The sequence below is a fragment of the Streptomyces sp. NPDC047130 genome (assembly GCF_040643475.1).
In the GTDB taxonomy this organism is placed as follows: Bacteria; Actinomycetota; Actinomycetes; order Streptomycetales; family Streptomycetaceae; genus Streptomyces.
Window position 1 is genome coordinate 370679 of sequence record NZ_JBEYUK010000002.1, and the last position, 13248, is coordinate 383926.

8 protein-coding genes and 1 pseudogene are annotated in these 13248 nt (G+C 75.1%); 5 read left to right on the forward strand and 4 right to left on the reverse strand.

From position 1 onward, the window contains the following. Window positions 1–75: 75 nt before the first annotated feature. Window positions 76–906, reverse strand: a complete 831-nt coding sequence (locus tag ABZ836_RS04225) for an EI24 domain-containing protein (protein WP_361139066.1) — start codon at window positions 904–906, stop codon at window positions 76–78. A 52-nt stretch (window positions 907–958) separates the two neighbouring features. On the opposite strand from ABZ836_RS04225, the gene ABZ836_RS04230 reads away from it, so the two are divergent. After that, entirely contained in the window at window positions 959–1984 is a 1026-nt protein-coding gene (locus ABZ836_RS04230) for an NADP-dependent oxidoreductase (RefSeq protein WP_361139068.1), read from the forward strand. A gap of 55 nt (window positions 1985–2039) precedes the next feature. Here ABZ836_RS04230 and ABZ836_RS04235 read toward each other — a convergent pair whose 3' ends face one another. Together ABZ836_RS04235 and ABZ836_RS04240 are read right to left on the reverse strand one after the other, a co-directional pair. Beyond that, window positions 2040–2810 (reverse strand): hypothetical protein, encoded by a 771-nt coding sequence (locus ABZ836_RS04235; protein ID WP_361139071.1) that lies wholly within the window; start codon window positions 2808–2810, stop codon window positions 2040–2042. 133 nt (window positions 2811–2943) lie between these two features. Continuing rightward, window positions 2944–3321, reverse strand: coding sequence for a cold shock domain-containing protein (locus ABZ836_RS04240; RefSeq protein WP_356131591.1), 378 nt, complete (start codon window positions 3319–3321; stop codon window positions 2944–2946). Window positions 3322–3590: 269 nt separating this feature from the next. Between ABZ836_RS04240 and ABZ836_RS04245 the strand changes: the two genes are divergently transcribed. From ABZ836_RS04245 to ABZ836_RS04260, 4 genes are all read left to right on the forward strand, one after another. Then, window positions 3591–6554: a beta-galactosidase gene (locus tag ABZ836_RS04245; protein ID WP_361139075.1), complete on the forward strand. Its 2964-nt coding sequence runs from the start codon at window positions 3591–3593 to the stop codon at window positions 6552–6554. Between the two features lie 4 nt (window positions 6555–6558). Further along, window positions 6559–7170, forward strand: a complete 612-nt coding sequence (locus tag ABZ836_RS04250; protein ID WP_356131299.1) for a hypothetical protein — start codon at window positions 6559–6561, stop codon at window positions 7168–7170. A 493-nt stretch (window positions 7171–7663) separates the two neighbouring features. Continuing rightward, window positions 7664–9163 (forward strand): acyl-CoA synthetase, encoded by a 1500-nt coding sequence (locus tag ABZ836_RS04255; RefSeq protein ID WP_356131301.1) that lies wholly within the window; start codon window positions 7664–7666, stop codon window positions 9161–9163. Between the two features lie 51 nt (window positions 9164–9214). Beyond that, window positions 9215–9352: a hypothetical protein gene (locus tag ABZ836_RS04260; protein ID WP_356131303.1), complete on the forward strand. Its 138-nt coding sequence runs from the start codon at window positions 9215–9217 to the stop codon at window positions 9350–9352. 133 nt (window positions 9353–9485) lie between these two features. Here the strand turns inward: ABZ836_RS04260 and ABZ836_RS04265 are convergent. Beyond that, window positions 9486–13157 (reverse strand): annotated as a pseudogene (locus ABZ836_RS04265) (S8 family serine peptidase). Window positions 13158–13248 lie beyond the last annotated feature (91 nt).

Here is a 13248-nt window from a genome sequence, read left to right on the forward strand (position 1 = left end):
CCCGCGCCTCCGCCCCCGCCCGCGCCTCCGCCCGCGCCCGCGCCTCCGCCCGCGCCCGCGCTCACGCGGTCCGCGTCACGGCTTCGTCAGCGACGGGGGCGCGGCGTCGCCCGCTCCCCGGGCGTCGTCCCCCGTGGTCCCGGCGCTCCGGCCGTCGACGGTGTCCTCGCCGAGGAGGTCGCGGGCGAGGAGCGTGGCGCCGGCGACGACCCCCGGCATCAGCAGCACCGCCAGGAACGGGACGAGGAAGGTGACCGCCAGCGGCGTCCCGAACCCCCACACCAGCGTCTTCCGCGACCGCAGCAGCTCCAGCCGGTCGCGCAGCACGACGCCCCGCCGCTGCATCGCCACCGCGGTCAGTTCCTCCGTGAGGAAGAACCCGGTGACGAAGAAACCGACGACCGGCACCACGGTCTGCCCCACCACCGGCACGAACCCGAGGACGAACAGCAGCAGGCCCCACAGCGCCGCCCGGACGACCACCCGCAGGCTGTCCCGTCCGGAGATCCACAGCTCCCGCAGCAGCGGCAGGTCGGAGACCGCGGCCGTGCCGTCGGGCGAGACGTCGCGGTCGACCCGCTCGGACAGCGCCTCGTAGAACGGCTGGCCTATCAGCAGGGTCATCGCGGTGAAGGTGAGCACCGCCGCGAGCAGCGACCCCGCGTAGAGCAGCACGGTGAAGGCGCCCCGCACCAGGCCCGCCCAGGTGTCCGACCAGTCGTCGGCGAACGGCGTCGCCCAGGTGACCAGGTCGGAGCCCCAGGTGAAGAGGGCGACGAGCAGCCCGACGTAGAGCACCAGGGTGATCAGCCCCGGGACGAGGCCGAGGCCGTAACTCCGGCCGTGCCGGGCGACCCAGCGCTGCCCCTTGAACAAGTAACCGAAACCCACCGCGAGATCACGCATGACGCGAACCCTAGCGGTGCGTCCCGGCGGCCGAGCAGGCACCATGGGACTCATGTCCCACTCAACTGATCTCCCCGCACAGAGCCGCGCCTGGCACCTGAAGAGCCGTCCGGTCGGCGAACCGAAGCCGGACGACTTCGCCCTGGTCGAGAGCGAGCTGCCCGAACTGGAGGACGGCCGGATCCTCGTCCGCAACGTCTACTTCTCGGTGGACCCGTACATGCGGGGCAGGATGTCGGACGCCAAGTCCTACGTCGCCCCGTTCGAGCTGGACAAGCCGATGCAGGGCCACGCCGTGGGCGAGGTCGTCGCCTCGAACTCCGACGACTTCGCGGTCGGCGACCACGTGGTGCACATGCTCGGCTGGCGCGACTACGCCGCGCTGGACGCCCGCCACGCCGTCAAGGTGGACCCGGACGCGGTGCCGCTCTCCGCCTACCTGGGCGTGCTGGGCATGCCCGGCCTGACCGCGTACGCGGGCCTGTTCCGCGTGGCCTCCTTCAAGGAGGGCGACAGCGTCTTCGTCTCCGGCGCGGCCGGCGCGGTCGGCTCCCAGGTGGGGCAGATGGCGAAGCTGAAGGGCGCCTCCCGGGTGATCGGCTCGGCCGGCTCCGCGGAGAAGGTCCGGCTGCTCACCGAGGAGTACGGCTTCGACGCGGCGTTCAACTACAAGGACGGCCCGGTGAGCAAGCAGCTCCGCGAGGCCGCGCCGGACGGCGTCGACGTCTACTTCGACAACGTGGGCGCCGACCACTTGGAGGCGGCGCTCGGCTCCCTCAACGTCGGCGGCCGGATCGCGGTCTGCGGCATGATCGCCGTCTACAACGCCACCGAGCCGGTGCCGGGGCCGCGGAACCTGGCCCGGCTGATCCAGACCCGCGGCCGCATCGAGGGCTTCCTGGTCGGCGACCACGAGGACCTGCGCCCGGCCTTCACCGAGGAGGCGGGCGCCTGGATCCGCTCCGGCGACCTCAAGTACCGCGAGACGGTCACCGAGGGCATCGAGAACGGCGTGGACGCCTTCCTCGGCATGCTGCTGCGCGGCGACAACGTCGGCAAGGCGGTCGTCAAGGTCTGACGCCCACCGACGCCGCCCCGCCCCCGCTCCCCCGCTCCCGCCCGCGCCCGTCCCGTCAGGCGCACCACCACAGCACCCGCTCGCACGTCGGGGACGGCGTGGGGGTGGGGGCGGGCGGCGCGGAGGTGGTGGGCGGGGCCGAGGTTCTCGGCGGCTCCGCCGGGCCCGAGGCCCGCACCGGGGCCTCCTGCGACGCCGAGGAGGGCGACGGGCCCTCCTCGGCCGGGGCCGGGGCCGAGGCGGAGGCGGAGGCGGAGTCCGACGCGTCGGCGTCCGCGGACACCGACGCCGACGCGGACGCGTCCGGGGGCGACGACGCCGTGTCCGCGCCGGGCACGGGGCTCTCGGCCCGCAGCGCGGCCACCGACGCGGACTCCGCCACCGTCGACGGCCGCGGGTCCGCGGTCGCGGCGGTCGGCGCGGAGGTGTCCTGCCCTCCGACGGCGGCGATCCCGAGCCCCAGCGCGCCCAGCAGGCACGCCGCTATCGCGATCATGCGCCCCGGTCCGCGGCCTCGGCGCCACGCGGCCTCGCGGGGGGCGGGCGCCGCCGCCCGGGGGGTGCGGAGTCCGGCGCGGCGGCCTCCGGGGCTCCTGACATCCCCTCCGCGCCTGGTGTCCCCGGCGCCGGTCGCCCCCACGCCGGACTCCTCGACCGCGACCTCGACGTCCTCCGCCGCACCGGCGTCGGGCTCGGCCGGCTCGGCGGATTCGGCGCGTACGTCGTCGGCCTCGGCGTACTTGTGGAGTTCCCAGGCCGGCGTTCCGCAACCCGGGCAATTGAACTGCGAGTTGAGGTGGCGCCGGCACTGCGCGCAGTAGTCCATGAGGCTGGAAGAGTAGGTGCCCGACCGGTGCGTTTCCGGGGTGCCCGCGTGAAGGTCGTGTGCGGCCTTGACGCGGGCCCGGGGAGGTGCGCACCGTGCGCGACGGCCCGACTCCGCTGCGCGCAGGGCGGGTTCAGGACGTCGTCCACCCCTGGGCGCGGGTGAGGTCGAGGACGCAGGAGCGGACCTGTTTCAGCTGGGCGGCGGTGAGGGTGGGGACGGCGTCGAGCAGGGCCTCGGTGAGCTCCGCGCGGAAGTCGGAACCCGCGCCGGGGCGGGCCGCCGGGGCCGCGGGCCGGGCGGCGGGCCTGAGGAGGCGGATCTCGGCCCCCTTCGGCCCCTTGTCGCCCATCTCCAGCAGGAACTCGACCTCGCTGCCCTCCGCGTACAGGTACTTGTCGTCGAGGAGGTCGTTGGCGTGCATGAAGACGTCCTCGCCGCCCTCGTCGGGGGCGATGAACCCGTACCCGCGCACCTCGTCGAACCTCAGCACCCTGCCGGTCGTCAGCACCGTGGTCCCCTCCACCTTCCTCGGCCGTCGCGGCCGTCGGAGTACGGCCGGGCGGTGGTCGAAGTTACCGGTGTGGCGCCCGGTGCAGGGCGGCTTTCGCTCGGGTCGTGCTTCTCACACGGCCGGACCGCCCCCGCGAATCCGGCATTTCCGGGACAACCGGACGGGCGGACGGTGGCGCGCGGAGCCCGCCGCGGCGTATCGGGTGCGGCCCCTGTGGAGAATGGGGCGCGCGCGTCGATGTGGCGCGGGAGTCGGCGGAGGTTCTGTTGGTGTTCACCAGGCGTACGTTCGGTGCTCTGGCCGGGACCGCGGTGCTCGGACTGGCGCTCGAGGGCGGCAGCACGGCGGCGCCGCCGACCGCCTCCGCCTCGCGGAACGTGCCGACCGGCCGCCCGCCCGCCCCGCCGCGCGCCGACCGGCGGCCCCACTCGGTGCGCCACGACCGGTACTCGCTGATCGTCGACGGGCAGCGCCTGGTGCTGTGGTCCGGGGAGTTCCATCCGTTCCGGCTGCCCAGCCCCTCGCTGTGGCGGGACGCGCTGCAGAAGATCCGCGCCTCGGGCCACAACGCGGTGACCGTGCCGGTGGTGTGGAGCCACCACTCCCCCGCGCCCGGCCGCCACGACTTCACCGGCGTGCACGACCTGGACCTCCTGCTGCGCACGGCCGCGGAGGAGAGCCTGTACGTGGTGCTCCGCCCCGGTCCGTTCCTCGGCGCGGACCTGGACGCGGGCGGGCTGCCCGGCTGGCTGGCCGCGGTGGAGGGCGAGCCCCGGGCCGACGAGCCGGCCTACCTGCGGCACGTGGACGCCTGGCTGACCGCGGTCGACCGGATCGCCCGCCGCCACCAGTACACCAAGGGCCGCGGCACGCTGCTGCTCTACCAGTTCACCGACGTCAGCGGCGCCTCGTCCGCCGCCTACCGGGAACACCTGTACGCCAAGGTGCGCGGGGACGGGATCGACGTGCCGGTGTTCCACAAGGAACTGGACCCGGCCTCCGGCTCCGCCGCCCCGGACCCGTCCGTCCCCCCGCGGGACCGCGGGCTGTACTTCGGGGCGGCCGCCACCGAGCGGTCGCGCCCGCGCACCGCCGGGGTGCTCGCCGAGTTCCCCGCCGGCGAGGCGGTGCCCTGGGGCGGCGGCCGTCACGGGCGGCAGGGCCACGAGGCGGTGCGGCGGGAGTTCGACGCCGCCTACGTGCGGCGCGTCTGCCTGACCGACGTCGCCAACGGGCTCACCGTCCACAACACGCGGACCGCCTTCGGCGGCACCAACTGGGGCTGGCAGGGCGGCCCGTCCACCATCACCTCCTACGACCTCGCCGCCGCCCACGACGAGGCCCGCCTCCCCACCCCGAAGCTGGCCGCCGTGCAGCAGATCGGGAACATGCTCCGCACCGTTCCCGACCTGGCCAAGCTGCACCGCGCCGCGGACGTGCGCGCGGACGACGACCGGGTGCGGGTCTACCACCTCACCAATCCGGACACCGGCTCGCACACCTATGTGCTGCGCAACGACGCGGACGTGGAGGTGACCACCTCGCTGCGGGTGGCCGGCTCCGACCTGCCGGTCGAGATGACGGTGCCCCCGCGCGACGCCCGGCTGATGATGTCGCGGCTGCGCCTCGGGGAGCGGATGATGCGCCACTCGACGGCCCAGCCGATGATCTTCCTGCCGGTCGGTTCGATGGACGTGGCGGTCTTCACCGGCCCGCGGGAGGAGCTGGTCGAGGTGGTCCTGGAGTGCCCGGGGAACCCGGTGACCACCCGGCTGGACCCGGAGCCGGCCTGGGCGCTCGACCGCAACCTGCTGCGGGTGACCGCGCCGCTGGGCCGGGGCGGCCTGAGCCGGGTGATGGTGGAGGGCGGCGGCAGCCGGCGCCCGCTGCTGCTGGTCTTCGCGGACGAGAACGACGCGGCCCGTCTGTGGCCGGTGAGGACCCGCAAGGGCGACTTCCTGGTCTACGGTCCGTCGCTGGTGCGCACCGTGACGCCGCACGAGGACAGCGTGGACCTCACCGGCGACGTGCGGTCCCTGACCGGCCTGGAGGTGTGGGCGCCCGGCGGGATCGGCTCGGTGACCTGGAACGGCGTCCGGGTGCGGACCACGGTCTCCCGGGCCAACGCCCTGGTGGCGACCAGGCGGCTGGGCCCGCCGCCGGCCGTGGAACTGCCGGCGCTGACCGGCTGGCACCGCCGCGCCGAGAACCCGGAGGCCGACCCGCGCTACCCGGACGGCGGCTGGCGCACCGCGGACCGGGAGTCCTCCACGAGCACCACCCCGGTGCCCGCAGGAGGGCCGGTGCTCTTCGCCGACGACTACGGCTTCCACTACGGCGACCTCTGGTACCGCGGCCGCTTCGGCGACGCCCGCGGGGCGGCGGCCGTGCGGCTCTCCTACCGCGCGGGACCGCAGGGCCTGGTGATGGCCTGGCTGGACGGCGAACCGCTGGGCGTCCACCGGCGCCCCGACGACACGGGCGGCACGGGCGGCACCGGCGACACGGGCGGCACCGGCGACACGGGCGGCCCCGGCGGCGCGGGCGGGGACGGCGAGGTCACCGCGGAGTTCCCGGTCCCCGCCGAGCTGCGCACCCCGGGCGCCCATGTGCTGGCGGTGCTGGTGCGGCCCATGGCCCGCGACGTGGGCAGCGGCCCGGCCGGCGCCTACAAGGCGGCGCGCGGTCTGACCTCGGTGGCCTTCGAGGGCGCGCGCCCCGCCGTCGAGTGGCGGGTGCGGGGCGCCGTCGCGCCGGACCCGGTACGCGGGCCCATGAACAACGGCGGCCTGTACGGCGAGCGGAAGGGCTGGCACCTGCCCGGGCCGGTGGACGGCGAGGGCTGGGAGCCCGCCGCGCTGCCGGTGCCGGAGGAGGACCGGGAGGCGCGGCAGGGCGTCACCTGGTACCGCACCGCCTTCACCCTGGACGTGCCCGCCTCGGTGGACGCCTCGATCGGGCTGGTCCTGGAGGACGACCCGTCGTCGGCCTACCGGGCGCAGATCTTCCTCAACGGCTGGAACCTCGGCCTGTACGTCAACGACACAGGTCCTCAGCACACCTTCGTGCTGCCGAACGGGGTGCTGCGCACACGGGGTGAGAACACACTGGCCCTGGCCGTCCTGTCCGACGGGACCACACCGGCCGGTCCGGGCAGGGTCGGGCTGAAGCTGCTCGGCTCGGCCGCGGGCGGGACGCCGGTGCAGGACGTGGACTCCCCGGGCAGGTGACCGCATGACCTCCGCGCACCGCTCCGGCCCGCCGGGCACGCCGTTCACCCGGCGGGACTTCCAGCTGGTGCTGCTGCGCCGCATGGCCGACCACAACGCGGAGCTGGTGGAGGAGGCCCGCCGGCGGCTGGGCGCGTCGGCGGCCGACATGCGGGAGGCGAACCGGCGGTGGCAGGCCATGGTCCGCTCGCCGCGCGGCCGGTCGGCGGCGGCCCGGTACCGCTCGGTGCTGGGCGAGCCGGAGCTGGTCCGCCGCCGGGTGATCGGCGACCTGGAGTGCGAGGCGCGGCTGTGGCCGGTACCGCTCTGGCCGGACCTGCGGTTCGAGGTGCTGGTGGGCCCCACGGGGGCGGTATGGAACGAGTGGCTGGTCCGCGCGCCGGGCGAGCCGGGAGCCCGCCCGCGCACCCTGGAGGACCTGACGCCGTGGTCCTGCACGGTCGACGAGGCGGCCCGGGCGTTCCCCGGCGCCCGGCCGCTGCAGGGCAGCGCCCCGACCCGGTGGGGGCTCGCGCTGACCGTCCCGGACGCGGACGGAGCGCGCTGGGACTGCGTCGCCGAGTTCACCTGGGGCCTGCTCCAGCGGCTGGCGGTGACGGGGGCCGCGGCCGGGTAGGAATCAGCCGCCCGGACACCGCCTGCGCACCCCCGGCACCGCCCGAGCACCAGGCGAGCACCAGCCCAGGCGCCCCCTGCACACCCTCGACACAGCCCAAGCACCAGCCCAAGCTCGACACAGCCCAAGCACCAGCCCAAGCCCCGCCCGCACCCCCGCACAGCCCGAGCAACCATGCGAGCACAAGCCCAGGCGCCGCCTGCGCACCCTCGACACGGCCCAGGCGCCCCCTGCGCACCCTCGACACGGCCCAAGCACCAGCCCAAGCCCCGCCCGCACATTCCCGGCACCGCCCGAGCACCAGTCCAGTCACAGCCCCGAGCACCGCCCCAGCACCACCGAGCAGCAGCCCAGGCACAGCCCAGGCGCCACCCGAGCACCGGTCCAGGCACAGCCCGAGCACCACCCGAGCAGCACCCGGGTACCGTCCGGGCACCGCCCCGGCGCCACCCGGCACCCACGCCCCGCCCCGCCCCGCCGCGAAGGAGCACCGATGTCCCGTCCCCCGCTGCCGTTGTTCCCCCTCCTCCACGATCCGGCCGCCGCCGCCCGTCCGGCGCTGGCCTTCGGGGACGACCGCCTGACCTACGGGGAGCTGGCGGGCGTGGCCGGAGCGGTGGCCGCCGGGCTCCGCGGCCTCCCCGACGCCGGTGCGGGCCGCCGGGTCGCGGTGTGGGCGACGCCCGAGCCGGAGACCGCCGTGGCGGTGGTGGGAGCCCTGGCCGCGGGCGCGTGCGTGGTCCCGCTCAATCCCCGCTCCGGCGAGAAGGAACTGGCCCACATACTGGCCGACAGCGCCCCGGACGCGGTGCTGGCGGCCCCCCGCGTCCGGCTGCCGGAACAGCTCGCCGGGCCCGCCCGGCTCGACGTCGATCCGGGGGCGCGCGCCGCCCTGCCGGAGGACACCGCCGGGCCGTCCGCCCCCGCCCTGGTCGTCTACACCTCGGGCACGACCGGCCCGCCCAAGGGCGCGGTGATCCCCCGCAGCGCGGTCGCGGCCACCCTGGACGCCCTGGCCGACGCCTGGGCGTGGACCGGTGACGACGTGCTGGTGCACGCGCTCCCGCTCTTCCACGTGCACGGCCTGGTCCTCGGGGTGCTGGGCCCCCTGCGGCGCGGCGGCGGCCTGCGCCACCTGGGCTCCTTCGACACCGCGCGGGTGGCGCGGGAGCTGAACGCCGGCGCGACGATGCTCTTCGGCGTGCCGACGATGTACCACCGGATCGCCGCGGCCCTGCCGTCGGAGCCGGACCTGGTGAAGGGCCTGGCCTCCGCGAGGCTGCTGGTGTCCGGTTCGGCCGCGCTGCCGGTCCACGACCACGAGCGGATCCGGTCCGCCACCGGGCGCGGGGTGATCGAGCGGTACGGGATGACGGAGACGCTGATGAACACCAGCGTCCGCGCGGACGGCGAGCCCCGCGCGGGAACCGTCGGCGTCCCGCTGCCGGGCGTCGGGCTGCGGCTGGTCGACGAGGACGGCGCCCCGCTGACCGTGCGCGACGGGGAGACCGTGGGCGAGATCCAGGTCCGCGGGCCGAACCTGTTCACCGGCTACCTGAACCGCCCGGACGCCACGGCCGCCGCCTTCACCGGGGACGGGTGGTTCCGCACCGGCGACATGGCGGTCCTCGAACCCGACGGGTACGTGCGGATCGTGGGGCGCAGGGCCACCGACCTGATCAAGAGCGGCGGCTACAAGATCGGCGCGGGCGAGATCGAGAACGCCCTGCTCGAGCACCCGGGGGTGGGCGAGGCCGCGGTCACCGGCGCGCCGGACCCGGACCTGGGCGAGCGGATCGTCGCCTGGATCGTGCCCGCCGACCCGCAGTCGCCGCCGGGCCTGGAGGAGCTGGCCGGCCATGTCGCCCGCCGCCTCGCGCCCCACAAGCGGCCCCGCGAGGTGCGCCTGCTGGAGGCCCTGCCGCGGAACGACATGGGCAAGGTGATGAAGCGTGTATTGGACACCTGTTCTGCCACTCCCTTGATCAGGTGATCACTCCTCAAACACCCGCACGTCAACTCTCCGGGACGGAATGCTCACTGTGTGCCGACGGAGACGGGCTGCAGACCGGCGGTCGGCGCATGTCCCAGCAAGAGATTCATGTCCCGAGGAGTAGTTCCCATGAACGTCATCACCGACGCGCTCGCCTGCATCGCCCACTTCCTGGGCTGGCTGGTCTGACCCGACCGCCCTGGCGGTGAGCCGCCGGTAGCGCAACGCCGGGCGGCGCCGTCTCCCCGTCCCAGGGAGGCGGCGCCGCCGTCGTCGTTCTACGCGGGACCCGTCAGGGTCCGCGCACGGGCATCCGTCAGGGTCACCTCACGCCGATGGCGCGGACGATCTCCTGGCGGACCGACCCGTCCTTGTCGTCGCGGACCTCGGCCCGCAGCGAGACGTGGTCCGTGCCGCGCGGCGCGGAGAGGGTGCCGCGCCAGGCGTCGCCCTCGCGGCGCAGGTCCACCTTCCGCCAGGTGGCGCCGTCGTCGTAGGACACCTCCAGCTTGCCGGACCGCAGCTTCCCGGTCCCGCTCGCGCCGCTGACGTACTCGCCGCTGATGGCGATCGGCACCCGCTGCCCCGCCCGGATGTCGCCGGACAGGTCGGTGGTGACGTGGAAGCCCAGGTTGAGCAGCGGCAGCGTGACGGTGCCGTCCGTCGCTCCGGAGCGGAAGGTCCACTCACCGTGGCCCTTGGCGGACAGGTCCCACTTCTCCGGGTCGAGGGCGGTGTCGGTGACCAGCCGGTAGGTCTGCTCCTCGGCGGGCGCCTCCCACACGTTGAGGCCGCTGCCCTGGCCGCGGGCCAGCCGCGTGCCGTCCTCCGCGTACACCTCGGTGACCTGCGTCATGCCGGTGCCGTCGGCCCAGACGTCGCCGAAGCCGGTGTGGTCGGGGCCGGAGTCGCCCCAGCCGGGGACGTTGAAGGCCAGCGAGTCGCCGGTGCGGGTCTGGCCCCAGCCGAGGCCCTCGCCCATCCAGGGGTGCCAGACGGGGCGGAACCAGTTCAGGTCGTGGCGGTCGCCCGCCCGGTAGGTGACCAGACCGGAACGCTGCTCCATCGCCCCGTCGTTCATCGTGGTCACCTCGTGCCAGGTCAGGCCCTTCTCGACGGTGACGTGGTCGGTGCGGCGGTGCGGGAAGGAGACCCGCTCGCGGAAGCCGACGCCGACGGGGAAGGTGTCGGTGATCGAGTAGCGGAACTCGCTGCCGGCGTCGCTCGGCCGGGTCGCGTGGAACGCCACGTCCACCCTGCCGAGGTCGTCGCGGTCGGGGGCGTACACCAGGCTGCGGTCCGGGATGGCGCCCGGGTGGCCCTCGGTCAGGTCGTAGACGAACGGGGTGTTCGGCGTGCCCTCGGCCTTGACGGTGCCGCTCCTGCGGAGCCGTTCGGCGTCGGCGGCGTTCAGCGAGGCGACGGGCAGCGGCGCCTCGGCGCCGGTGACCAGGTCGCCGGCCCAGCGGCTGAGCCTGCCCCGCTGGTCGTCGGTGACGAAGAGGAACTTCGCGCCGGCCTCGTGCGCGGCACGGGCCAGGGCGGTCAGGTCGGTGTCCTCGCCGACGGTGGCCAGGACGGCCTTGCCCTTGGCGTTCGCGGTGACCGGACCGGTGCCCACGTCGGCCAGCCGCAGGCGCAGGTCGCCGTCGAGGAGGGGCGCTCCGGCCTGGGGCAGCGCCTCGTCGAGCCCGCGCACCTGCAGCAGCGGCTTGCCGAGCCGCCACCGGGTGCGGTACTCGAACGTGCCGTCCGTGACCTTGCGGGTCGGGGCGGCGTAGATCGTGTCGTAGGCGAGCGGGATCTGCAGCGCCGCGACCGCCGAGAAGCCGTTGGCCTCGCGGGCGTACTCCATGAGCAGCTGCCGGGTCTCGGTGCGGTCGTCGACCTTCGCGTCGATCTCGCGCAGCTCGGTGCCGTCGAGGGTGATCTCCCGGTCGCGGTCGAGCACGACCTCGGGCTCCACCAGCAGGCCGAGGCCCAGCGAGTCGCGGCCGTGGGCGCCGGTGACGTCGAGGAAGGTGTCGACGCTGTAGGTGCCCGGGGGCAGCCGCAGTTCGACCGTCCCGTCGTCGCCGGTGGAGGCGGGCTGCGCCCAGCTCCCGGCGGCCAGCTTCTGCACCGCCAGGCCGGCGTTCGCCGGCTTGCCCTCACGGTCCTTGACGTGGACCGTCAGGGTGTAGCGCTCCTCCTCCTTGACCAGGCCGAACGCGGTGTGGGCGACGGGCTCGCCGGCCACCGAGGCGACGACGTGCCCGCTGGTGTTGCCCACCGGCGCGTCGGTGCCGTCACCGGTCACGGTGGTGGAGGCGGTGCCGTTGGCGGGCACGGTCAGCGTGGTGTCGGCGAGGGTGGCGACGCCCTCCCCGCCCTCCAGGGACAGCTCCAGCTCGACCGCGCGGTCGCCGGAGTTGGTGTACGTGACGGTCCTGGTCCGCGGGGTGTTCTCCTCGTAGGGCCAGCTGTGGAAGCCGAGGTCCACGCTGCCGGTCGCGGTCACCGAGGCCGACAGCGCCTCGGGGACGCGGACCCGGCCGGAGCCGAGGGTGTACACGGAGGTGTCCAGCCGCTTCGAGGTGGACATCAGGGCGTTCTTGAGCTGCTCGCCCGTCCAGTCCGGGTGCTGCTGGGCCAGCAGCGCGGCCACGCCGGATATGTGCGGGGTGGCCATGGAGGTGCCGCTCATGGCGACGTAGTCGCCGGAGCCCTCGGAGAGGGTGGAGCGGGCGGCGAGGATGCCGACGCCGGGCGCGGCCAGGTCGGGCTTGAGGGCGTTGTCGCCGAACCGGGGGCCCGCGCTGGTGAAGTACGCGGGCGCGTCCTCGGCGTCGACGGCGGCGACGGTCAGCGCGGCGTCGGCGGCGCCGGGCGAGCCGATGGACGAGGGGCTGCCGGTGTTGCCGGCCGCGATCACGAAGAGCGCGCCGGTCTCGCGGGAGAGGGTGTTGACGGCCTGGGCCATCGGGTCGGTGCCGTCGCTGGGCTCCGGGGAGCCGAGGCTCATGGAGACGATCTTGGCGTCGACGTCCCGGGCGGCCCACTCCATGCCGGCGATGATCTGCGACTCGGTGCCGGAGCCGGAGTCGTCGAGGACCTTGCCGACGGCCAGGGTCGCGTCGGGGGCGACGCCCTTCTCCTTGCCGCCGGAGGCGGCGCCGCTGCCGCCGACGGTGGAGGCGACGTGGGTGCCGTGGCCGTCGCGGTCGGCGACCTCCTCCCCCTCGATGAAGCTGCGGGACTGCGCGACGCGTCCCTTCAGGTCGGGGTGGGAGGCGTCGACGCCGGTGTCGAGCACGGCGACCGTGACGCCCTTGCCGGTCAGCCCGGCCTCCCAGGCGGCGCCGGTGCCGATCTGGGCGTTGCTCTCGGCCATGGTGGCCTCGACCCGCCCGTCCAGCCAGACGCCCCGCACACCCGCCTGGCGGGTGACGGCGTGCCAGAACTCGCGGCCCTTCTCGGCGGTGACGGCGGCGCCCCGGACGCTGGGCAGCGACCGTTCGCGGTCGGCGGCCTCGGGGGTGGTGGTCCGGGCCCCCTTGCCGTAGGTGACGATCAGCGGGAGCTCGTCGGTCCTGGCGTCGGCCAGGCCCTACTCGATCAGCCCGGTGACGTCGAAGAGCCGCCGGTCCAGGGTGCCGTCCCGCAGGAGCGGCTCGGCCTCCTCGGGGACGACCACGACGTCGCCGTTCACGACGTCGGTGCGCACGGCGCCGGTGACGCCCGCGGGGGCCTGGACGTCGACGGTTCTTCGGCCGCCGCCCAGTTCGGTGACGGTGACCTGGTGGCCCGTCACGAGGGTGACGGTGTGCGAGGCGTCGGCCTTCCGCGCCGGCGTCTGCGGGGAGGGCGCGGCCGGGGCGGCTCCGGCGGGGGCGACCGGGGTCAGCAGCGCGCAGGCGAGGCAGGCGGAGACCAGGCCGGCGGCGCGGCGGGGGCTGCGGGGGCGTGCGGCAGGGGGGCGTTCGGCAGGGAGGCGTTCGGAATGGGGGCTCATCTACCCTCTCTTCGTCCAGCGGCCGCCGGGAGGTGACGGGCGCTCGCCGACGATTCTTCGCAGGCCAGGTCACCGTCGGGTCACGACCGGG

Coding starts and splice junctions, on each gene's coding strand:
- ABZ836_RS04250 (WP_356131299.1), top strand. CDS start 6,559: ATGACCTCCGCGCACCGCTCCGGCCCGCCGGGCACGCCGTTCACCCGG.
- ABZ836_RS04235 (WP_361139071.1), bottom strand. CDS start 2,810: ATGGACTACTGCGCGCAGTGCCGGCGCCACCTCAACTCGCAGTTCAAT.
- ABZ836_RS04230 (WP_361139068.1), top strand. CDS start 959: ATGTCCCACTCAACTGATCTCCCCGCACAGAGCCGCGCCTGGCACCTG.
- ABZ836_RS04225 (WP_361139066.1), bottom strand. CDS start 906: ATGCGTGATCTCGCGGTGGGTTTCGGTTACTTGTTCAAGGGGCAGCGC.
- ABZ836_RS04255 (WP_356131301.1), top strand. CDS start 7,664: ATGTCCCGTCCCCCGCTGCCGTTGTTCCCCCTCCTCCACGATCCGGCC.